Here is a 20,874-nt window from a genome sequence, read left to right on the forward strand (position 1 = left end):
CGACAAGGACGACCCATGCCCCCTCAGGACCAGACGGTCGCCCCGGCCGCCACCCCCGCGACGCAGCCCCCGTACCTCGACCCGGCCGCCCCCCTCGACACCCGCGTCGCCGACCTCCTCTCCCGTATGACCCGGCGCGAGAAGGTCGGCCAGCTCAACCAGCGGATGTACGGCTGGGACGCCTACCGCCGCACCCCGGACGGGGACTTCGAACTCACCGACGCCCTGTACGCCGAGACCGAGCGCTTCGCCGGCCTCGGCGCCCTCTACGGCCTGATGCGCGCCGACGCCTGGTCCGGCGTCGACCACGGCCACGGTCCCGGGGCGGACGACAGCGCCGACCTCGTCGACCTGGTCCAGCGCCACGTCCTGGAGCGCAGCCGCCTCCGTATCCCCGCCCTGTTCGTCGAGGAGGTACCGCACGGCCACATGGCCCTCGACGGCACGGTCCTCCCCGTCAACCTGGCCGTCGGCGCCACCTGGGATCCTGCCCTGTACGAGCGGGCCGCCGCGCACGCCGCCGCCGAACTCCGCGCCCGTGGCGGCCACGTGGCCCTCGTGTCCGCGCTGGACATCGCGCGGGACCCGCGCTGGGGCCGTACCGAGGAGTGCTTCGGCGAGGACCCCCACCTCGCGGCCCGCCTGACCGAGGCGCTGGTCAGGGGCATGCAGGGAACGCCGGACGCGGAAGGAGGCTTCGCCGCCGACCGCGCCCCCGTCGTCCTCAAGCACTTCGCCGGCCAGGGTGCCACCGTCGGCGGCCGTAACTCCGCCGAGTCCGAACTCGGCCCCCGCGAACTGCACGAGATCCACCTTCCGGCCGCCCGCGCCGGGGTCCGCGCCGGCGCCGCCGCCGTCATGGCCGCCTACAACGAGGTCGACGGCATGCCCTGTTCCGGCAACCGCGCCCTCCTCACCGGGCTGCTCCGAGACCGCTGGGGGTTCCAGGGCCTGGTCATGGCGGACGGCCTCGCCGTGGACCGCCTCGCCCGCGTCACCGGCGACAAGGTCTCCGCCGGCGCCCTCGCCCTCGACGCCGGAATCGACCTCAGCCTCTGGGACGAGGGCTTCACCCACCTGGAGGAGGCCGTCGAACGGGGCCTGGTGAGCGAAGCCGCCCTGGACACGGCCGTCGCCCGCGTCCTGCGCCTGAAGTTCCGCCTCGGCCTGTTCGAGAACCCCTGCACGCGCCGCGCGCCGATCCCCGAGCACACCGGGCGCGCACTGAGCACCGACCTGGCCCGGGCCTGTGTCACCCTCCTCCACAACCCGACCGGCACCCTGCCCATCGGGCCATCGGTACGCCGTATCGCCGTGCTCGGCCCGCACGCCGCCACCACCGCCCACCAACTCGGCGACTACACCGCTCCGCAGCGCCCCGGCACCGGCGAGAGCGTCCTCGACGCACTGCGCCGCCTCGCCCCGCCCGGCACGGACATCCGCCACGACAGGGGCGCCGCCCTCACCGGCGCCGACCGCACCGCCGTCCCGGCCGCGATCGCCGAAGCCACGGCGGCCGACCTGGCCGTACTCGTGCTGGGCGGCAGCAGCGCCCGTACCCCCGACACGGAGTTCGACGCCAACGGGGCCGCGCGGACGGTGGTGTCCGAGATGACCTGCGGCGAGGGCGTCGACCTCGCGGGGCTGCGGCTGGGGGAGGCCCAGCACGCGCTGCTGGACGCGGTCGTCGCGACAGGGACGCCGACGGCGGTCGTCCTGATCCAGGGCCGCCCGCACGCCGTACCCCACACGGCGGGCGCGCTGCTCACCGCCTGGTACCCGGGCCCGTGGGGCGGCACCGCGATCGCCGAGGTACTGCTGGGGCTCACGGAACCCACGGGCCGGCTGCCCGTCTCGGTGCCGCGCTCGGCAGCCCAACTCCCGGTCCACTACAACCACAAGGACACCGAGTACGGCGCCTACGTGGACGAGAGCTCCGAGCCGCTCCACTCCTTCGGGCACGGGCTGTCGTACACGAGTTTCGCGTACGGCACACCCCGCCTCGCGGGGGCCGGCGTCGAGGTCGACGTCACCAACACGGGGACACGGCACGGGCGTACGGTCGTGCAGGTCTACCTTCGGCGGCTGATCACTCCAGTATGGCCGCGCACCCTCGAACTGTGTGCGTTCGAGGGTGTCGGCCTCGCGCCGGGTGAGCGCCGTACGGTCTCCCTGTCCTTCGACGTGCCGCCAGGTGTCGGTGCCGTCGAGATCCGAGTCGCCGAGTCGGCGCGAGGGGCGCTCACCGTCGTACCCCTGGTCCTGGACCTGAGAGAGCGGCCTCAGAGCTTGACGGCCCCTGAGGACACCCCCTTGTAGAACCACCGCTGGGTGATCACGAAGAGCACCAGCACCGGGATCACGGAGATCACCGAGCCTGCCATCACCATCCGCTGGTCGTAGCCGAAGGACGAGGACTGCAGACGGGCGAGGCCCAGCGTCAGAGTGAAGTGGTCCTCGGTGCGCAGCACGATCAGGGGCCAGAGGAAGTCGTCCCAGGCGCTGATGAAGGTGTTGATGGTGACGACGAGGATGGCGCCCCACGCGGACGGCAGATACAGATACCGGAACCGCTTCCACTCGCCGGCCCCGTCCAGCATCGCCGCGTCCTCGATCTCGCGCGGCACCGCGAGGAACGCGGCCCGCATGATGAGGACGTTGATGGCGGCGACGAATCCGGGCAGCCAGACGCCCGCCAGGTTGTCGAGCAGGCCCAGGTCACGGATGCTGAGGAACAGCGAGACCATGATCGACTCGAAGGGGAACATCATGGACGCCATCAGCAGCACCCAGACCAGCTTGCGGCCCTTCCAGCTCGGCTTGGAGAGCATGTAGCCGGCGAGTGTGGAGAAAACCAGCTGGCTGGTGACCGACAGGGCGACGACGGCCATGCTGTTGCGGATGTACGTCCAGACCGGGACCTGCGCGAACACCTCGCGGTAGGCGCGCAGGGTCGGGTCGCGCGGGAAGAGGGAGGCGTTCGAGCCGAACACGTCCTCGCCGACGCCCTTCAGCGACGACAGCAGCTGCCACAGCAGCGGGCCGACGGTGATACCGAGGACGAACAGCAACAGCAGGTAGCGGACGACGAGTTCGCGTGGCCGGCCGTAGTCCCGCCAGCGCGGCATCAGGCGCCGCCGCCTCTCCACCGGAGTCACGGCCGCCGCCGTCGCCTGCTCTTTCACGGCGGTCGTCATGACTCGTCCTCCTTCGTCAGGCGTTGTGCGAGCAGCGTGAGGCCCAGGGTGAGTACGAAGAGGGCGACGCTGACCGCCGAGCCGTAGCCGGCGTTGCCGGTGAGCGGGTCGAGGGCGACGTCCCGGATGTAGAACGGGAGGGTGCGGTCGGCGCCGCCGGGGCCGCCGGTCGCGCCGCCGAGCATGTAGATCTCGGTGAACACCCGCAGCGAGCCGATACCGGTGAGGGTGCCGACCAGCATCATCGAGGTGCGGACGCCGGGCATGGTGATGTGCCAGAAGCGGCGGATCGCGCCCGCGCCGTCCACGGCGGCGGCTTCGTGCAGCTCCTTCGGTACGTTCCCCAGCGCGGCCAGGTAGAAGATCATGTACCAGCCGAGGCCCTTCCACAGGGTGAGCCCCATCGCGCACAGCAGGATCAGCCAGGAGTCGGAGAGGAACGGGATCGCCGACCGGATGATGTGGGCCTTCTGCAGCCAGGTGTTGACCAGGCCCTGGTCGCTGAGGAGCCACTGCCAGCTGAGTCCGACGACCACGCTGGAGGCGAGGACCGGGGTGTAGAAGGCGGAGCGGAAGAAGCCGATGCCGGGCAGGTTCTTCTCCACCAGCACGGCCAGCATCAGCGGCAGCAGCACCATCAGCGGGACGACGATCAGCGCGTACAGCACGCTGTTGCGGGTGGCGAGCCAGAAGTCGGAGTCGCCCAGCATCCGCGTGTAGTTGTCCAGGCCCACGAACGAGGCGGCGCCGCCGAGCGGTTTGGCGTCGGTGAACGACAGCAGGAGCGTGTTCAGGAACGGGTACAGACCGAAGACGGTGATGCCGATGATCGCCGGTGACATCCACAGCCACGGCAGCCACCAGCGGCGGTACAGCGCGGCGCCGCCCGCATCGGCGGTGGGGCCCGGCCTGAGGGCCCGCAACGGGCGGCGCCGGCCGCTCGGTTCCCCGGGGCGGGGGTCGCGGGAGGAGTCCGCGACCCCCGGTCCCTCGGTGGGGGGAGAGAGGGTGGTCATACTCAGCTGCCCTGCTCGATCAGCTCGTTGGCCTTCTTCTGGGCCTCGTCCAGCGCGTCCTGGGCGCTCTTCTTGCCCTGCATGGCCAGCTGTATCTGGGCCGTGATGGCGTTCAGCTCACCGGGCGTCAGCGCGATCTCGTCGGCGGTCGAGGTCTTGCGGTCGCTCGCGACGATCTTGCGGGCCTCGGCGAACGGGTCGTCGCCCTGGACCGACTGGAAGAACGGGTCGTCGAGGGAGGCCGTGGTGGAGGGGAAGATGACGACGTTCGGATCCTTCGCCCACCCCAGCTGGTTCTCCGCGTTGGTCAGGAACTGCGCGAAGGACAGCGCGGTCGCCGCGTTCTTGCTGGTGGACGCGACACCCACGTACTGCGGGGCGCCGACGGTGTGGCCGAGGTCGTCCAGCATGAAGCGGGCGACCCCGGTCTTCTTGTAGACGCTCGGGTTGTTCTGCTGGATGAAGCGCAGGAAGTTGGGGTTCGTCGGGCCGTAGACCAGCTTGCCCTGGCCGTAGACGTTGGCCGGGTCCTGGGTGGAGGAGAGCGAGTCGCGGGGCATGCCGCCGCTCTTGTAGAGCTTCGTCATGGCCTCGACCCACTGGGCGGTCTTCGGGTCCTCGGCGAAGGTGAACTTCTTGCCGTCGGAGGAGAGGATCTTGATGTCCATCTGCTGCCAGTCGGCCGGGATGCGCAGCTGTGGGTTGGCGAGGAACGCGTAGTACTTGCCGTCCGAGGCCTCGGCCACCTTCTGGGCGTCCTCGAAGAGACCGAGCACGGTCGTCGGAGGTTTGGCCGGATCCAGGCCCGCCTTCTCCATCAGGTCGGTGTTGAAGGTCTGCACGATGCCGCCGGAGTACCAGGGGAGCACGCTGTGCACCTTGGCGCCGGAGGCGTCCGCGTACCTGCTCGACTTCCACAGGTTGGGCACGAACGGCTCGCCCGCGTCCGGCGCCTTCTTGTCCAGGTCGAGCAGATAGCCGTTCTTGGTGAGCGCGATCGCCGTGTTGACGTTGATGTTCACCACGTCCGGCAGCGTGCAGCCCTGCGCGTCCGTGACCAGGCGCTGGGTGAACGTGGCGTCGCCCGGGTCGTCGACCCACTTCACGGTGGTGTCCGGGTGGGCCTTCTCGAAGGCCTTGATGACGCCGTTGAAGTAGTCGCCGAAGTCCTTCTTCAGGTTCGTCGTCTGGAAGGTGATCGTGCCCTTGACGTCCCCGGTGAGCTTCCCGGAACCGACGTTGCCCTGGTCGACCTCGCAGCCGCCGGCGGTGGCGTCCCCGCTGTCGGAGCCGCCGCCCGACAGGCCGCAGCCGGCGGCGGTCAGGGTGAGGGCGATGACGCCCGCCACACATCCGGTCAGTCTTCTCGCGCGCATGTTGCCTCCTGCGATCAGTCAGCTGCTGGACCACGCTGCTGGATCAACCCGTTGAATCGAGCTGCCGGATCGAGCCGCTGGTTCAAATCACCAACTTGGACTCCGATTGATGAAAAGGTGGACCAGAATTCATCGGAGGTCAATGCCTAGCCGTGTTGCTTTTCGGTTCCGAGTCGTTTGCCGGCCGGGTGTTCGGGCGCCGCGTGTCAGTGACGGTGCTCGTGGTCGGGGTGCGACGGGTCGCCCGGGTGCTCGTGCCCCGGCGTGTACTCCACGTCGGCCCGGGCGCGGTCCAGCCAGTCGAAGAAGGCCTGCCGGCCCATCGCCCGCCGCAGCTCCCGCACGAGGTCGTCGTGGACCTCGTCGTACGGCAGGAAGTCCCCCGGCCCCGCCCCGCCGTACGGGTCGACGCCGCGCCGCAGCGCCTCCGCGGTGAGGAATCGGTCCGGATTGCGGTCGTAGAAGCCCCGTACGGCCTTCTCCGGCACCCGTTGCTCGGTCTCCAGCGCCGCCAGCAGGGCGCGCGCGGCGGGGGAGTGGGCGAGCGCCACCGCGATGATGCTGCCCAGGTCGGCGACCTCGGTCCCGGACACCGCGAGCGCACCCGCCGGCGACCCCTCGTCCGGCGGCGCGAGCCCCCGCGCGGCACAGGCCCGCCGCGCCAGCTCGTCCGCGACGACGACCTGCGTCGCCCACCGCCTGCGCTGCCGCTCCGCCCGCGCCTGCCCCTCCGGCCGGGCCTCCCGGTCCCGGGCGGGCACGGCGTCCAGCACGGCGTCGACCCGGGCCCGGGGGACGGGCTCACCACCGACGAGCACGGCGGGCCCGGCGGGGGCCGGGTGGCTGTGCGGCGCGGAGAGCTGTTCGCGCGCCGCGATTCCGCCCGACGTCGCGTGCCCGCCGTGTCCCGCGTGTCCGTCCGGCGCCGGGTGTCCGTGCGAGGCCACGTGTCGGTCCGGCGCCGGGTGTCCCTGCGAGGCCGTGTGCCCGTCAGGCGCGGAGTGGGCGCCCGGCCCGGCATGCCCGGCGTACGCCGAGTGCCCGTGCGGCGGGGCGTGGTCGCCCGGCTCCGCGTGGCCGCCGTGGGCAGGGGGCTCGCTCATGGCCTCACCTCCAGGACGACCGTCTCCGTATAGGCCACGCAGCCGTGCCAGCCGGCCTTCGCCATCAGCCAGTACGAGCCCGGTGGCACCGCCGATCCGTCCACCTCGACGAGGCAGTCGGTACTCTCCCCCGGGGCCAGGGCGAACCCCTGGAGGCCCGGTCCGACCCCCGCCCAGGTCCCCCAGGACGACAGCGCCCACAGCGTTCCGTTCACCGGGCCCCGGGTCGTGTTCCGCACGCTCACCGGCACCCGCACCCGTTCGCCCCGGCGCACCTCGACCCGGTCGACGCCCAGCTCCATCACGAGACCCGGCCCGGTCCGCCCGTCGGATTCGCCCTCCGCCGCCTCGCCGGGCACGTCCAGGGCGACCACGTCCTCGAACGTCTGCCCGCCGTACGCCAGCCGCGCGGCCAGCGAGTAACGGCCGGGCACCGGGTCCGGCGGCGGCGTCACGGTGACCTCGGTGAGCGAGAACCCGCCGGGGCCGAGCGCGTACGGCAGTTGGGCGGGCTCGACGCTCCAGCGGGGCGGCACTTCCAGGGCGACCGTGCCCGACACGGGCGCGTCCGTCAGCTCGGAGGAGATACGGACCGCCGCGGTGACCGGCCCGTCGGCGCTCAGCGCGGTCGGCGAGAGATACACGGCCACAGGCATGTTCCCCCGGGGCGCGGGACCGGAGTTGTGCAGCCAGTACCGGGTGTGCACGGGCTGGGCGGGTTCGTGCGCGGCGACACCGGGGTCTTCGGCGGGGCGGCCGTCCGCCGGCGAGGCGCCGGCGGTGGACCCTTCGAACCGCGAGGCGTCGGCGCGGGGCCCTGCGGACCGCGAGGCCTGAGCGGTGGTGACCGGCGAGGCCAGCACGGTGGCCACCTCGAACCCCGTCAGGTCCAGCTCCAACGCCCCGTCCGCGCCGGGGGCCAGAGCCTCACCGGGCCGTTCCAGGACGTCCGCCCGGCTGCCCCCGGCCCACGCCGACGGCCCCGCCAGCCGAGCCCGCACCGGCCGTCCGTCCACCTCGTGCGTCCGTACGACGACCCCGCGGGCCGGGTCCGCGCAGGCCGTGCCGCCCCGGGCCAGCGGCGATCCGGCCGGCTTCAGCGCGTCCAGCAGCACCCGGCCCTCGGGCTCCAGCGACAGCAGGGCCGCGGTCCTCGGCAGGCCGGGCGGAGTCCCGGCGGGCTCCCGCAGTCGTGCCGTGAGCGGATGATCCGGCTCCCGCAACCGCGCCGTCAGCGGATGGTTGAAGGCGTGCCCCACGCGCGGCCAGCCCAGGTCGCGCCAGTCGCCCTCGCCCGCGACGACCGCGTACTCGAAGGTGTGGGACCAGCGTTGGAGCTGGAAGCCGGAGCCGTCGGGGGCGGTGCGGCGGGGCGGGTCGACCCAGATGCCGGAGGGCCAGCCGGTGCAGGAGCGCATCAGCGACATATAGAGGTCGCCGGAGGAGGTGACGACGCACCCGGGGGTGCCCCGGTTGAGGATCGCGAAGCCCCGCCCGTCCCAGGCGTCGCCCGGCGGCAGCGCCTCGCCACCCCCGGCCGCGGTGGCCCGTACGGTCGCGTCGTCCAGGTCGGCGACGAGCGCGTCGACGGCCTTCGCGTCGTCCTCGGGGCGGGCGCCCGCCACCACGAGCAGCGGCAGCCGCTCCAGGTCGCGCAGGTCGGCGCCGGGCACCCACTCCTCGCGGAGCGAGGCGCGGGGCGCCACCCACACCGAGGCCAGACCGTCCTCGGCCAGTTGGCGGCGCAGTTCGCGGGCGGCGGCCGGGTCCCAGCCGAGGGCCTCGGCGACCAGGGAGTTGCGCTCCGGGCCGCCGACCGCGATGCGGATGTCGGGGAGGTTGGAGTCGACCTCCAGGTCGCCGTAACGGGGGCCGCCCGCGATGGTCGAGGTGGCCGTGACGCCCGTACGCACCAGGGCGGCGGCGAGCGGGGTGCCCAGCTCACCGGCGGAGTCCCAGTCGCTGAAGATCAGCTCGGCGACGCCGACGGACCGATGGCCGAGCAGCGCGCCGGTGTCGTCGTGGACGGCGATGCGGGCCGTGGAGCCGAGCCCGAACCAGGTGTTCGCGGGGTTGTCCAGCGTCCACGGGAACTGCTCGCTGTCCACCTCCACGAACCCGAAGCCGCGCCCGATCACCGCGTCCGCGACCTCGTGCACCGGAAGCCCGCCGCGTACGTCCGAGGGCCAGCGCACCCGGATCAGCCGGTCGGCGCCGTCGTAGCCGTCGACGGTCGTCGTCACGTCCAGCCGGTCGACGCCCGCCCAGAGCGTGAGCCGCTGGGTGTAGCGGAAAAGGCCCAGGTCGGCGCGGACGGTGATCCGCGAGCCGGCGGACGAGTGTTCGACATCGATGTCAGCCGTCACGTCCCGGCTGCGGGCGGCGGTCGTGCCGGTCGGCGTGAGGTGCCAGGGGCCCTCGCCGAAGCGCGGGTGCCTCGGGTACTCCTCCTGCACCACCAGCTCGTTGCCGATGCCCCCGGCGCGCAGCAGCTCCCGGCCGCCCTCGCCATCGCCCCCGGCTTCGGTGAGCGCGCGCAGACTGCTGACGCCTCCTCCTCGCGCGGGGTCGACGGTCACCTCGTAGAACTCGTTGCGGATCGTCGCGCCTTCACCGGCCGTCCAGCCGGTCACCGAACCCTCCGCGAGGGAGAGCGCCTTGAGGCCCATGCCGGGCACCTCCGGCACGACGACCTTCAGTTCGCCGTCCTCGGACACGGCCGGCAGCGGCAGCCCGGTGTGGTCGAGCGGGACCCGGCCGGGGTCGGCGACGGTCAGGACGTCCTTGCGCTGCCAGGTAGCGGAGTTGAAGACGACCAGGTCGGTGCCGTCGCCCGGCAGGGGCACGACCCGGTCGGCGAGCGCCTGGGTCGCGTCGGCGTGCACGGTCCCGGCGAGGTCGTACAGCTCCCGCCAGCCGGTGAGCAGGTCGATGTACACCTGGTCCGACTCGGAGCCGGTGATGGCGTCGTGGTGGGCGCCGTAGATCAGCTGCCGCCAGGCCTTGTCGAGGGCCGCGTCCGGGTAGGCGTGCCCGGTGGTGAGGGAGGCGAGGGTCGCCCAGGCCTCGGCGTCGGCGAGCAGCGCCTCGCCGTACCGCTGGGCCTGCTTGGTGTCGATGTAGGAGACGTCCTTGCCGGTGTAGACCGGGTTCATGTCCCGGGTCTGCGGGGACGCCGTGCGCCCCTCCCGCTCCAGCTCGGCCCGTACCGCGGCGAAGAAGTCCCGGGGGATGCCGCTGATGAACCGGGGCCAGACGTACCGCTCGTTCCAGTCGCGGTGGATACCCATCACCCAGCGGCACGGCGGGGCGTAGTCGCCGCCGACCGGCAGCAGGACGTTGCGGGTGAGCGCGACCTTCTTCAGCCCCCGGAAGAGCTTGAGCGCGGCGGCCTCCGCCTCGGGCAGGGTGGGCGCGTTGTCGATGGCCCAGCCGGCGCCGTAGTGGTTGACCATGTACGCGGTCAGCAGGCCGCGCCCGCTGGGGGCGATCCAGCTGAACTCGGCCGGGAACTGCATGCGTTGCGGGTCGCGCGGCTCCTCGCCGAACACCGACAGGGTCGGCCCCCACTGGTGGAACGGGCCGCGCGCCCACGAACTCGACGTGACCCCCGCGTCCGCCATCAGCCCCGGGAACTGCGGGTCGTGCCCGAACGCGTCCAGCTGCCAGGCCGTCTCCGGTGCGGCCCCCATGATCCCGCGCTGGAAGCCGTCGCCGTACAGCGCGTTGCGTATCGTCGCCTCGGCGCCGGTGAGGTTGGTGTTGGGCTCGTTGTAGGTGCCGCCCATGATCTCGACCCGGCCGGTGCGGATCAGCTGCCGCAGGAAGGACCGCTCCTCGGGGAAGGCGTCCCAGTAGGGCTTGAGATAGTCGACCTCGGCGAGCACGAAGGTGTACGCCGGGTCGCGCCGGGCCAGATCACAGTGGGCCCGCACCAGGCTCATCCCGCTCTGCCCGCGCGAGTCGAAGGTCCGGGCGGGCAGCCCCGTGACGGCCGGGTCGTCGGCGACGTCCCAGGTCTCGGTGTAGGCGGCCTGCGTGTTCCACCAGACGGGGTCGTAGTGGAAGTGGCTGACCATGAACATGGTCCAGCCGGGCTCGGCGGCCGTGAACTCGGCGCTGTGCCGGGCCACTTGGTCCCCGTCGACGGCCGTGACGGTGATCTCGCGGCGGTCGCCGGGGGCGAGACCGTCGACGGCCACGGGTATCTCGGCGCGTACGGTCCCGTCCTCGCCGACGGTGACGGCGGTCTCCCGGACGCCGCGCACGTCCGAGCCCTCGGCACTCAGCCGGACCGGACGGCCCGGGTCGTGCTCGACCTCGACGGCGACCACCTGGTGCGGCTGGTCCTCCGTCCCGACGAAAAGCTCGGTCGACTCGACAGAGATGACGCGCATGAGGCTCCTACGAGTGCTCGGCGGAGCCCCATCCTGGCAGCGTGGGGTGGTTCAATCAACCATTCAATGGAATGTTGGTTGATTCATCCATGCATAGTCGGCCGGTCCGGCGGCCGATGTCCCGCCCGGTCAGCGAGGACGCCGGGACTTCACCGCGTGTGCCCCCGCGATGTGGTCGGTCAATGCCAGGGAGGCGCTCGCCCGCTGGTAGGAGAGCTGGCCGACGCGGACGTACAGACAGTCGATGAGCATCAGCACGGAGTGGCGGGCGCCGATGCTGCCGGTGCGGAAGCTGGTCTCCGAGGAGGAGGAGATCAGCCGGATGTCGGCGGCGCGGGCCAGCGGTGAGCGCGGGTCGGCGGTGAGCGCGACGGTGGTGGCGCCGCGCTCCTTGGCCAGCTCGAACGGCTCGATCGTCTCCCGGGTGGCGCCGGAGTGGGAGATGCCGATCGCCACATCCGCCGGGGTGAGCAGGGCGGCCGAGGTGGTCGCCGCGTGCACCTCGGTCCAGCCGCGCACCGCGCAGCCGATGCGGAACAGCCGGGTCTCCGTCTCCTGCGCGACCGCGCCGCTGCCGCCGACGCCGTACACGTCGACGCGCCGGGCGCGGGCCACGGCCTGGGCCGCGCGCTCGACCGAGTCCAGGTCGATCCGGTCGATGGTCTGCTGGACGGCCCGGAGATCGGCGGTGCCGACGACCTGGACGACCCGCTCCAGGCTGTCGTCGGGGGAGATGTCCGGGCCGATCTCCGCACTGCCCCACTCGGAGGACTCGCCCCGGCCCCGCTCCTGGGCCAGCTCGATCAGCAGATGCTGGTACGAGTCGAGGCCGATGGCCCGGCAGAACCGGGTGACGGTGGCCTGGGAGGTGCCGGTGCGGCGGCCCAGCTCCGCGGCCGAGCAGTGGGTGACGGCGGCGGGATCCTCCAGGATCAGCTCGCCGACCTTCCGCAGGGAGCCGGCCAGCCGGGGCAACTCGGTGCGGATCAGGGTGGTGACATCGGTCGAGGGCATGAAGAGAAGGTACCAGCCACCCGTTGAGGCAGCGGCTGAATACCAGGACCGGCCTTTGCGCCCGCACTCGGGGGTGAACTGCGCCATTGCCCTCGATGCCGAGCGTGTGATTCAGTGATTCACTGATAGGTGAGTATGGGGTGGTTCAATCCACCAGTGGGGAGTCTCAGGTGTCCGTCGAGTCCGCCAATGAGTCCGTGACCGAGCCGGTGAGCGCCGACCGCTTCGCGCGCGAGGGCCTGGCCGTCCTGAACCGCCTCACCGAGTCCGCGCGCGCCGACGTGAGCGCCGCCGCCGCGCTGATCGCCGACTGCGTCCGCGAGGACGGCGTCGTCCAGGCCTTCGGCACCGGCCACTCCCAGGCCATGGTCCTCGAACTCGCCGGCCGCGCCGGCGGCTTCGTGCCCACGAACCGGATCCAGATGGCCGACCTCGTTCTCTTCGGCGGCGACCACCCCCGTGGCCTCGACGACCCGCTCCTCGAACGCGAGCCCGGCGTAGCGGTCCGCCTCTACGAGCTGGCCGGCCCCCGCCCCCAGGACCTCTTCGTCGTCATCTCCAACTCCGGCGTCAACAACGTCATCGTCGAGATGGCCCTGCACGCCAAGGAGCGCGGCCACCGCCTCCTCGCCCTCACCTCCCTCGCCCACACCAACTCCGTGCCCGCCACCCACCCCAGCGGCAAGAAGCTCGCCGACCTCGCCGACGTCGTCCTCGACAACGCGGCCCCGCGCGGCGACGCCCTGCTGGAGCTGCCGACCGGCGGCGCGGTCTGCGCCCTCTCCACCCTGACCGGCGTCATGCTCGTCCAGATGACGGTCGCCGAGGCGGCCGCCCAGCTCCTCGCCTCCGGCGACCGCCCCCCGGTCTACGTCTCCGCCAACGTGCCCGGCGGCTTCGAGGGCAACCTGGAGCTGGAGAAGCGGTACGCCGGACGGATCCGGCGTACCGCCACCTGATCACCCCCGGTTGCCTAGGACACCGGTACGGGCGTCAGCGCCACCGCCAGCGGATAGGCGCCGGTCGTCAGAGGGGCCCCGGCGGTGCCGGACGCGGTGTCGACCGGCACCAGCCTGTTTCCGTCCGCCGTGGTGACGTACACCGTGGCGCCGTTCCAGTCGGGCGCCACGTCGAAGGCCGACCTGCCGACCGTGACCGTCTTGCCCGGGGCGCCGGTCACCGTGTCGACCGGTGTGACGGTGTCCCCCGTGCTCGGGCTGACCCACAGGGTCCGGCCGTCCGGGGAGACGGTCAGGCCGTAGGCCTGACCGGAGACGAGGAACGTCGGACCGGTGTCATCGCTCGCCGTGTCGATCGGCGTCACCGTCGAACCACCGGAGTTGGACACGTACACCGTCTTCCCGTCCGGGGCGGCGACGACGTTGAACGGGCGAGGGCCGACGGGAATCGCCGCCCCCGCCCTCCGGGTGCCGAGGTCGACCGGCGTGACGGTGTTGTCGTGGATGTTCGCCACGTACAGCGTTCCGCCGTCCGGGGTGACCGCCATGTTCTCCGGCCCCGCTCCGACCGGGACGGGGGTGCCCGCCGTGCCGTCGGCGAGGTCCACGGGCTGGACCGTGCCGTCGGTGTAGTTGGCCACCCAGAGCGTGCCGCCGTCGGGCGTGAGCGCGAGCCCGGCCGGCACACGGCCCACCCCGACCGAGTCGATGACCTTCCCGCTCGCCACATCGATGACACTGACCGAGTTCGACCCCTGGTTGGCCGCGTACGCGGTACGCCCGTCGGTGCTCAGAATCACCTCGCCGGGGTTGGCGCCCACCTTGATCTCGGTACTCGTACCGGAGGCGAGGTCCACCGAACTGACCGACGCGCCACTGAAGTTGGCGGTCAGCGCCCTCGGTGTTCCCGTGCCGTCGGTCACCTGGACGGGCAGCGCCCGTGTGAGCACACCGGAACCGCCCGACACGACGACCGAGCGAACCCCCGCCGAGGCGCCCTCGGCTGCCGTGAAGGTGACGGTGGCGGAGGCGCTGCCGCCCGCCGGGACGCTGACCGTGCCGCTGTCCGGGGACGCGGTGACCCCGGCGGGCACGGTGAGTTTCCAGTCGACGGACCGTGCCGCGGCGGACCGGTCGTCGGCCAGGGTGAGGGTGACCGTGGCGCTCGCGCCGGGCCTCAGGGAGAGCGAGCCGGGCGAGAAGGCCGGGTCGACGCCGGGGTCCGGGGCGTGCTGGAGCATCGCCGTGTACAGGAACTGGTCCATCACTCCCGGCGAAACCTGCTGCGGGACCGCGTCCAGCGCCCTGCGCTCGCTCCGCAGCCGGTTCCAGTACGTCGACACGGCCTCGGCGTCACCCCGCTTGCCGGCCAACAACAGATCCACGGCGGTCAGTCCGGCGCTGCCGTACGAGCCGAGCTTGTCGAGCCAGGGTGAAGTCTCCGCCAGAAAGCCGGGGTTGGCGAGATGGGCGCGCAACTTCGCGGGTGTGGCGGCCATGTCGGTGAAGTAGGACCGCAGCGCGGCCGCCGCCCGGTCGAGGCCCTTGTCCTCGTCGTACGCCGTGCGGAAGGCGGCGATGAGCTTGGTCAGCGTGGGGGACTCGGTCGCGTCGAGCTGTGAGGAGTAGCTGTTCTCGGCGAAGATCCGCAGCCATTTCGCGGCCTTCGGCTCTCCGGATCCCGCTTTCCCGGTCGGTGCCGAGCCCGCCAGATCCCGGACCGACGCGAGGAAGGCGGCCCGGGGGTCGTAGGAGTCCGGGTTCCAGAGATAGACCGCCGAGGTGAAGAGCGCGAGCTTGCTCGCCTCGGCCTGGACCATCGGGTTGGCGGTGACGCCGACGGACTCACGGGCCACGCCGGGCTCCCGGCCCGTGTAGGGCCCGAGCAGGAGACGGCTGGTGACGTAGTCGTTGACCGGGTAGTTGTCCCAGACCAGGATCGGATGCCCGTAGACCTCGCGGGCCTGCCGCACCTGCGCGGCGGTGACGGTCGGCGCGATCACGCCGACGCCGGTCCACTCGACGACGACGTCCGGGTCCAACTGCTCGCGCAGCGCCTTCTTGTACGGGGTGTCCGCGAGGTCGGAGTACTCGGTGGGGACCATCTCCAGCGGATCGAGACCGGTGCGGCCGGCGGAGAACTCCTCCCACACCCGGTTCAGCAGATGCGCCTGGGCGGCACCGGCGGCCCCGCCCCCGCTGCCGAACCTCTCCTCGTCCGCCGCGCAGTTCCACTTCGTGTAGCTGATGTCGTCCAGCGGGATCGCGAAGGAGCGCACGCCGATGTCGTACAGCGAGGCGAACTTGCGGACCAGCGCGGTGATGTCGCTGTCGGAGGAGTAGCAGACCGACAGGCCGGGGGAGAGGGCGTAGGTGAAGCGGACGTGATGGGCGGCGGCCCGGTCGACTAGCTCGCGCAACCGGTCCAGCTGGGCGGCCGGGTACTCGTCGCGCCAGCGTTCCCGGAGATAGGGATCGTCCTTGGGGGAGTAGACGTACACGTTCTGCTTGGTGCGGCCGTAGAAGTCGAGTTGGCTCAGCCGCTCTGCGTGGGTCCACGGGGTGCCGTAGAAGCCCTCGATGACGCCGCGCAGTTTTGCCGTGGGCCAGTCGCGGACCGTCACCTCGGGCAGGCGCTCGCCGGTGAGGAGTTGGCGGAGGGTCTGGGCGGCGTAGAACGTGCCGGTGGTGTCGATGCCGGAGAGGGCGAGCAGGGCACGCCCGGCGTGACGGCCGGAGGCCAGGACGTATCCCTCCGCGGGCAGCCCGGCCGGGGACTTGACGCCCAGCCGCTGCAACGCGCCCTTGGTGGCCGGGTTTTCGCCGGGCCCGCCGACGAAGACGGTGAGTCCGGCGGCGGGCGGACGCTTTCCGGCCGGCACGGTGACGATCCGGTCGGCCCCGGCCGCCCGCAGCGCGGCCTCGACGACCCGTCGGGCGGCGGGGTCGGTGTCCGGCCCCACGACCTCCACCACCCGGTCGGGAACGGCGAGTTGACGCCCGTCTCCCTCGATGTGCCGGGGCGTCGGCCACACCTCGGGGACCGCCGGGCTCTTCGGCGCCGACGGAGCGGACGGAGCGGCGGCGGCCGACGGTAGTGAAGGCAGGCTCAGGCTCAGGGCCAGGAGCAGGGCCCAGCGCAGACGCCGGGGTCTGCGGGGTCTGCGGGGTGTGGGGGGTCTGTGGGGGTGCTCGGGGCGCGGGAGGAGAGAGGTGATTGAAGCCATCGAAAGAGGCTAAGGCTGCTGAATCAACCATTCAATAGGGCGGGGTGTGGCGGCGTGAGGGGGCGCCCGAAACGGTGGCCTTGACGCTGCCGCGGGTCGACGGCCGGCCTCGGGTGCTGTTCGAGGCGGGAGAGCCTACGGCGCTCGACTGGGACGAGCCGGGTCACGTACTGCGGGTGGGACTGCCGGCGGAAGGGTCCGCAGCGCTGATCGTCTTCGACGCGACCGCCTGACCACATGCCAACGGCCCTGTCGCCGCGGCGACAGGGCCGTTGCTCGGTCGTTCAGCGCCGGCGCAGCACCACGGTCGTGCCGGGCTTCACGCGCAACTCCGCGTTCCCGCCCACCTTCGCGCCGGTCACCAGGTTCGTCGACGCGCCGAACCCCTTCGTGGTGAGGGTGTAGCCGCGGTCGTCGGTGGTGTTCATGGCGATCAGGTACGGGCCGTACTCGCACCGGTAGAAGGCGGCGCGTCCGGCGTACGGGGTCTCGATGCCCACCGCGCGCTCCGGCATGTCGTCGGGAGCCTTGGCCAGCGGCAGCACCTGTCCCGCGAACGCCTGCTGGAGGGTGTCGCCGGGCGGGTCGAAACCGCCGTCCGGGATGTCGAGGTCGCCGACCGCGAACTCCCAGTTGACCCAGTCGGGTTCGGCGAAGGCGCGCCCGTCCGCGATGTACTTCACGTCCTGCCAGACCGTGGCCGAACGCTCCACGCCCGCCGCGCTGATGTGGTGGACACGGGCGAGCCGGTTGACGCCCCAGCGGGCCCGCCAGTACAGGGACGCGTAGAGGATCTCGTCGCCGTGCTTGACCGCGAGCAGGCCGTTCTCCTCGTCGGAGAAGACGAAATCCGGCGCCCCGGGGGTCATGGGGAGCTTCGCACCGCTGCCGGTCGCTCCGCTGATGTACGCGTAGTCGTCGGCCGCGGTCACCAGGTTGAGGTTGGTGCGGGCGGAGACCGTCATCGCGTGGGAGTCCTGGAGGGACTGGAACGCCTGGCCGTCGGCGATGGACTGCCGCGCGTACGAGGTGAGGTCCGGGTCCTTGATCAGCGCGGCCAGCTTCAGGGCGTGGCCGTCCCACTTGGTGTCCTCGTCGTAGGCGACCTTGCCCGGGTACTCGGTGTCACGCCAACCGACCACGGTCTCCAGGCGCATCGCCCGGTAGCCCTCGCGGTCCAGGGACGGGTGACGGAAGACCATACGCGCCTTGGCCATCTTGATCAGGTGGTCGCGAAGCGTGCCGTCCTCGACGCCGCCGATGCCCGTCACCGCGTCGTACACCAGCGACAGCCACTCCTGCAGCTCGCCGTAACTGCCCGCGTAGCCCAGCTCCTTGGAGATGCCCTTCCTCGTGACCTGGTGGTACGAGCCGCCGAGGGGCTTGGCCGGGGTGCCGTTCTCGTCCTCCGGGCCGAGCCAGGGGAGCAGGCCGACGGACTGGTAGATGTGGTCGCGGGCCTTCCTCTCGCCCCAGGCCTCGTCCGAGCCGAGCAGGCTCAGGCCCCGGTCGGCGAGGTAGAGGCCGATGGCGCAGATGATGGCCTGGTTGGTGTACTGCGGGATGCGCTGCCGCCAGTACTCGCGGCTGTCGAGGAGCATCTTCGCCCAGGCGTCCCGGCGTACGACGGGCGTGTACGACGAGCCGTCCGGCTCGGCCATGGTCAGGTCGTCGAACCAGGCGGTGCCCGCGCCCGACAGCCGGACGCCGATCGTGACCCGGGTGGCCGTGGCGGGCGTGGCGAGGGAGGCCGTCACCCGCTCCCAGTCGTGGGTGCCTGCCGAGGCGTAGACCTTGTTGTCCGTGCCGACCACGGTGCCGTTCGCGTCGTGGAAGAGGATGTAGAGGTAGGCGCTGTCGGTGCCGACGCCGTCGGTCCTGATCCAGGCGCCGTACGTGTACGTGCCCTGGTCGACCGGGATCTTCGCCGAGGTGCTGTAGCCGACGGTGCCGGCGCCGGGGATCGTCACCTTCGCGGCGGCGTGGCCGGTGCGGTGCACGGTGGTGTCGCGGGAGGCGGTGCCGCTGCCGGACCAGGTGGACGACTTCCAGCCGGTCATGCCGAACTCGAAGCCCGGGTTGGTGAGTCCGTACGGCGAACCGAGGACCGGCTCGTCGAGCAGCGGTTCCAGGACGTCCGCGAGCGCCAGCATGACCAGACCGGACCGGCCCAGACCCATCCACTGCTGGCTGGAGCCGGTCATCACGGTGGGGTCGGCGAGGTACTTCCAATAGACGCCGTCCAGACTCCGGGCGATCTGCGGCGGCACGGCGATGTTCCCGTACGCGGCCGTCGACGGCATGCCGTAGGCGCGGGCCAAGAACTCCAGGTACCACAGGTCGAGTTGGGCGCTGGTGCGGGACGCCTCGGACGCGGCCCTGGCGAGGATGCGGTCGTTGATCGTGTCGATGATCGCGGTGCCGGGGGAGGTGCGGGTGGCCGCGGACGGCAGGGTGCCGGTGAGGTCGTCGTGGGCCGGGTCGAAGTAGGGCGCGTCGTGGGTGTAGAGGCGGTAGATCGTGCGGCTCGGGCCCGCCATCGCCTTGTAGTAGGCGTCGGCCGTCGCCGCGTACCCGGCGATCCGTCCCATGGACCGGATCTCCAGGGAGACCGACCGCTTGCCCTCGGTGAGGTCGGGGGGCAGCGGCAGCGTGTGGAAGAAGAACCGCTCCGGGGAGCGAGGGTCCTCGCTCGCGATGTCCAAGGGGTCGACGGCGCCCAGGTGGTAGTGGCCCACCTGCTTGCCCTCGGCGAACAGCTGGAGCCGGCCGAGTTCGGCGCCGTTCTCCGAGCCCCACAGTTTGACCGTGACATAGGTGGCACCCGTGGGCTTGCAGGCCATGCGGGCCGAGAGGCCGCCGCCCCAGAAGCCCGCGGTCTCCGGGGCGTTGAGTACCCGTGCGGCCTGGCCGAGGCCACCGGTCACGACGCCGGAGAGGGCGGCGGTCAGGCCGTGCGCGCTCTCCGACGCGCTGTCGCCGAAGACGAGCGTGTCGAGGGCGCAGGAGACTGACTCCGCGGTGGCGGTCGTGGCGGTCGTGGCGGTCGTGGCGGTCGTGACGGTCGTGGCATCGGCTGCTCGGGCGGTGCCGCCCTGCCACAGCCAACCCGCCGCCACGGTGCCGGCGGCCGTCTTGAGAAGGGATCTGCGCTGAAGGGCTTCGGCCACGGCGGGACGGTCCTTTCGAGTTGGGTAAACGTATTCCACGCTAATGAGAGCGCTTGCGGGCGGTCAATGGTCGTGAAGGTCTCAACTTTCGACTCGCAGGAAGCCTGGGAGGTCTTGCTCCGCGACGGTTCGGGGCGCATCCTGGAATGGATTCAGTAATCGTTTACTGCCGTCGCCCCCTGTCGTGGCACACCCCGCTCGCTCCGACGCGAGAAACCTTCATAAAGTACTTTTCGGACGTTGTTCCCCCTGCCCCCTTCCCCCTGCCCCCTCGATGTGGTGTCGACTTCGAACGGTGAGTGGTGAGTACGGATGAGCGCGAATCCCGCCGATACCCCGCCTTCCGGCCCGACCTCCGGTGCCGGCAACGGGCCCGCTGTCTCCCGTCGGGAGTTCGACGCGGTCTTCGAGGCGGTCCGTACGTGGGGGCACTGGGACCTGGCCGATCGCGGGGCCTGGAACCGTGTGGCCGCGGATCATGTGCGGCGGGCCGTGGGCGGTGTGCGGTCGGGGGTCGTCGTCCCGATGGCGCTGCCGTGGAACACCCGGCCGGGCCCGGACAACCGGAAGCCCGCCCTGCATCACATGACCGATCTCGGGGACGTGGAGAGCCCGGAGCCCACGACCCACAAGGACTTCGTCGGCGCCGACTACCACGGCAAGGGCGTCACGCATCTCGACGCCCTGAGCCACATCGCCTACCAGGGGCTGCTCTACGACGGCCGGCCGGCCCGCGAGGCCGTAGGTGCCGCGGGTGCCCGGTTCGGCGCGGTGTCGGCGCTCGGACCCCTCGTCACGAGGGGGGTGCTCCTCGACCTCCCCGCCGTCCTCGGTGTCCCCTGGCTGGAGCCGGGGCGGGCGGTGCGCGCCGGGGACGTCGTCGCCGCGGAGAAGGCGCTCGGCGTGACGATCGGCGAGGGCGACGCGGTACTGCTGCGCTCCGGACACGGGCGTCGCCGCAAGGAACTCGGCGCCTGGGACCCCGACGCGGCGAGCGCGGGGTTCCACGTGGATGCCGTACCCCTCCTGGCCGAACGGGGCATCGCGCTGCTCGGCGGAGACGGCGACAGCGATGTGCGGCCCTCGCCCGTGGAGGGCGTGCACTCACCGGTGCACGCCCTGGCGGTGGCCGCGATGGGGGTGCCCCTGCTGGACAACCTCGACCTGGAAGCGCTCGCCGACGCGACCGCCGGGGCGGGGCGGTACGAGTTCCTGCTTGTCGTGGCCCCGCTGAACATCCCGGGCGGCACGGGCTCGCCCGTCAATCCGGTCGCGGTGCTGTGACACCGGGCCCGACCGGTCCGTCCATCGGCCCTGACCGGGTGAACCCACCCCGAACGGTTGTCGCGTGTGAGGAAACCCGCGAACCGTGACTCGTGTTGCTGATGCCCGTATCCTCGTCAATGCCAGATATT

General features: G+C 71.8%; 12 protein-coding genes. 4 read left to right on the plus strand and 8 right to left on the minus strand.

The annotated features are described in order from the left end of the window. Positions 1 to 15: 15 nt before the first annotated feature. Complete coding sequence (locus ACFU53_RS00535) at positions 16 to 2,319, plus strand: glycoside hydrolase family 3 N-terminal domain-containing protein (RefSeq protein ID WP_383984140.1); 2,304 nt, start codon at positions 16 to 18, stop codon at positions 2,317 to 2,319. On the opposite strand, the gene ACFU53_RS00540 is transcribed toward ACFU53_RS00535, so the two are convergent. From ACFU53_RS00540 to ACFU53_RS00565, 6 genes are all read right to left on the minus strand, one after another. Then, entirely contained in the window at positions 2,283 to 3,197 is a 915-nt protein-coding gene (locus ACFU53_RS00540; protein ID WP_383984143.1) for a carbohydrate ABC transporter permease, read from the minus strand. The two genes, ACFU53_RS00535 and ACFU53_RS00540, sit on opposite strands and share 37 nt — an antisense overlap. Next, positions 3,194 to 4,213 carry a carbohydrate ABC transporter permease gene (locus ACFU53_RS00545; RefSeq protein WP_383984146.1) on the minus strand — a complete coding sequence of 340 codons (1,020 nt, stop codon included), beginning with the start codon at positions 4,211 to 4,213 and terminating at the stop codon, positions 3,194 to 3,196. Before ACFU53_RS00545 ends, ACFU53_RS00540 begins: the two co-directional genes overlap by 4 nt. A 2-nt stretch (positions 4,214 to 4,215) precedes the next feature. Beyond that, entirely contained in the window at positions 4,216 to 5,589 is a 1,374-nt protein-coding gene (locus ACFU53_RS00550) for an extracellular solute-binding protein (protein ID WP_383984149.1), read from the minus strand. Between the two features lie 206 nt (positions 5,590 to 5,795). Beyond that, positions 5,796 to 6,467, minus strand: a complete 672-nt coding sequence (locus tag ACFU53_RS00555; RefSeq protein WP_383984223.1) for a peptidyl-prolyl cis-trans isomerase — start codon at positions 6,465 to 6,467, stop codon at positions 5,796 to 5,798. Positions 6,468 to 6,688: 221 nt separating this feature from the next. After that, positions 6,689 to 11,089: an NEW3 domain-containing protein gene (locus ACFU53_RS00560; protein WP_383984152.1), complete on the minus strand. Its 4,401-nt coding sequence runs from the start codon at positions 11,087 to 11,089 to the stop codon at positions 6,689 to 6,691. 129 nt (positions 11,090 to 11,218) lie between these two features. Next, positions 11,219 to 12,103: a MurR/RpiR family transcriptional regulator gene (locus ACFU53_RS00565; protein WP_319265730.1), complete on the minus strand. Its 885-nt coding sequence runs from the start codon at positions 12,101 to 12,103 to the stop codon at positions 11,219 to 11,221. Between the two features lie 170 nt (positions 12,104 to 12,273). Here ACFU53_RS00565 and ACFU53_RS00570 point away from each other — a divergent pair, with 170 nt between their 5' ends. After that, on the plus strand, positions 12,274 to 13,062 hold the full coding sequence (locus ACFU53_RS00570; protein ID WP_383984155.1) for a sugar isomerase domain-containing protein: 789 nt from the start codon (positions 12,274 to 12,276) through the stop codon (positions 13,060 to 13,062). A 14-nt stretch (positions 13,063 to 13,076) separates the two neighbouring features. Here ACFU53_RS00570 and ACFU53_RS00575 read toward each other — a convergent pair whose 3' ends face one another. Continuing rightward, a complete protein-coding gene (locus ACFU53_RS00575) occupies positions 13,077 to 16,289 on the minus strand; it encodes a beta-N-acetylglucosaminidase domain-containing protein (protein ID WP_383984158.1) in 3,213 nt (1,070 codons plus the stop codon). A 74-nt stretch (positions 16,290 to 16,363) separates the two neighbouring features. On the opposite strand from ACFU53_RS00575, the gene ACFU53_RS00580 reads away from it, so the two are divergent. Beyond that, positions 16,364 to 16,522 (plus strand): hypothetical protein, encoded by a 159-nt coding sequence (locus tag ACFU53_RS00580; RefSeq protein WP_383984161.1) that lies wholly within the window; start codon positions 16,364 to 16,366, stop codon positions 16,520 to 16,522. A gap of 51 nt (positions 16,523 to 16,573) precedes the next feature. On the opposite strand, the gene ACFU53_RS00585 is transcribed toward ACFU53_RS00580, so the two are convergent. Beyond that, a complete protein-coding gene (locus ACFU53_RS00585; RefSeq protein WP_383984164.1) occupies positions 16,574 to 19,459 on the minus strand; it encodes a Tat pathway signal protein in 2,886 nt (961 codons plus the stop codon). Between the two features lie 312 nt (positions 19,460 to 19,771). On the opposite strand from ACFU53_RS00585, the gene ACFU53_RS00590 reads away from it, so the two are divergent. Beyond that, a complete protein-coding gene (locus ACFU53_RS00590; protein WP_383984167.1) occupies positions 19,772 to 20,743 on the plus strand; it encodes a cyclase family protein in 972 nt (323 codons plus the stop codon). Positions 20,744 to 20,874 lie beyond the last annotated feature (131 nt).

It is taken from the genome of Streptomyces sp. NPDC057474, from assembly GCF_042802555.1.
GTDB lineage: Bacteria > Actinomycetota > Actinomycetes > Streptomycetales > Streptomycetaceae > Streptomyces.

Excerpts from the sequence above, each read along its gene's own strand:
- ACFU53_RS00535 (WP_383984140.1), top strand. The coding sequence starts at position 16 with ATGCCCCCTCAGGACCAGACGGTCGCCCCGGCCGCCACCCCCGCGACG.
- ACFU53_RS00540 (WP_383984143.1), bottom strand. The coding sequence starts at position 3,197 with ATGACGACCGCCGTGAAAGAGCAGGCGACGGCGGCGGCCGTGACTCCG.
- ACFU53_RS00545 (WP_383984146.1), bottom strand. The coding sequence starts at position 4,213 with ATGACCACCCTCTCTCCCCCCACCGAGGGACCGGGGGTCGCGGACTCC.
- ACFU53_RS00550 (WP_383984149.1), bottom strand. The coding sequence starts at position 5,589 with ATGCGCGCGAGAAGACTGACCGGATGTGTGGCGGGCGTCATCGCCCTC.
- ACFU53_RS00560 (WP_383984152.1), bottom strand. The coding sequence starts at position 11,089 with ATGCGCGTCATCTCTGTCGAGTCGACCGAGCTTTTCGTCGGGACGGAG.
- ACFU53_RS00565 (WP_319265730.1), bottom strand. The coding sequence starts at position 12,103 with ATGCCCTCGACCGATGTCACCACCCTGATCCGCACCGAGTTGCCCCGG.
- ACFU53_RS00575 (WP_383984158.1), bottom strand. The coding sequence starts at position 16,289 with ATGGCTTCAATCACCTCTCTCCTCCCGCGCCCCGAGCACCCCCACAGA.
- ACFU53_RS00590 (WP_383984167.1), top strand. The coding sequence starts at position 19,772 with ATGAGCGCGAATCCCGCCGATACCCCGCCTTCCGGCCCGACCTCCGGT.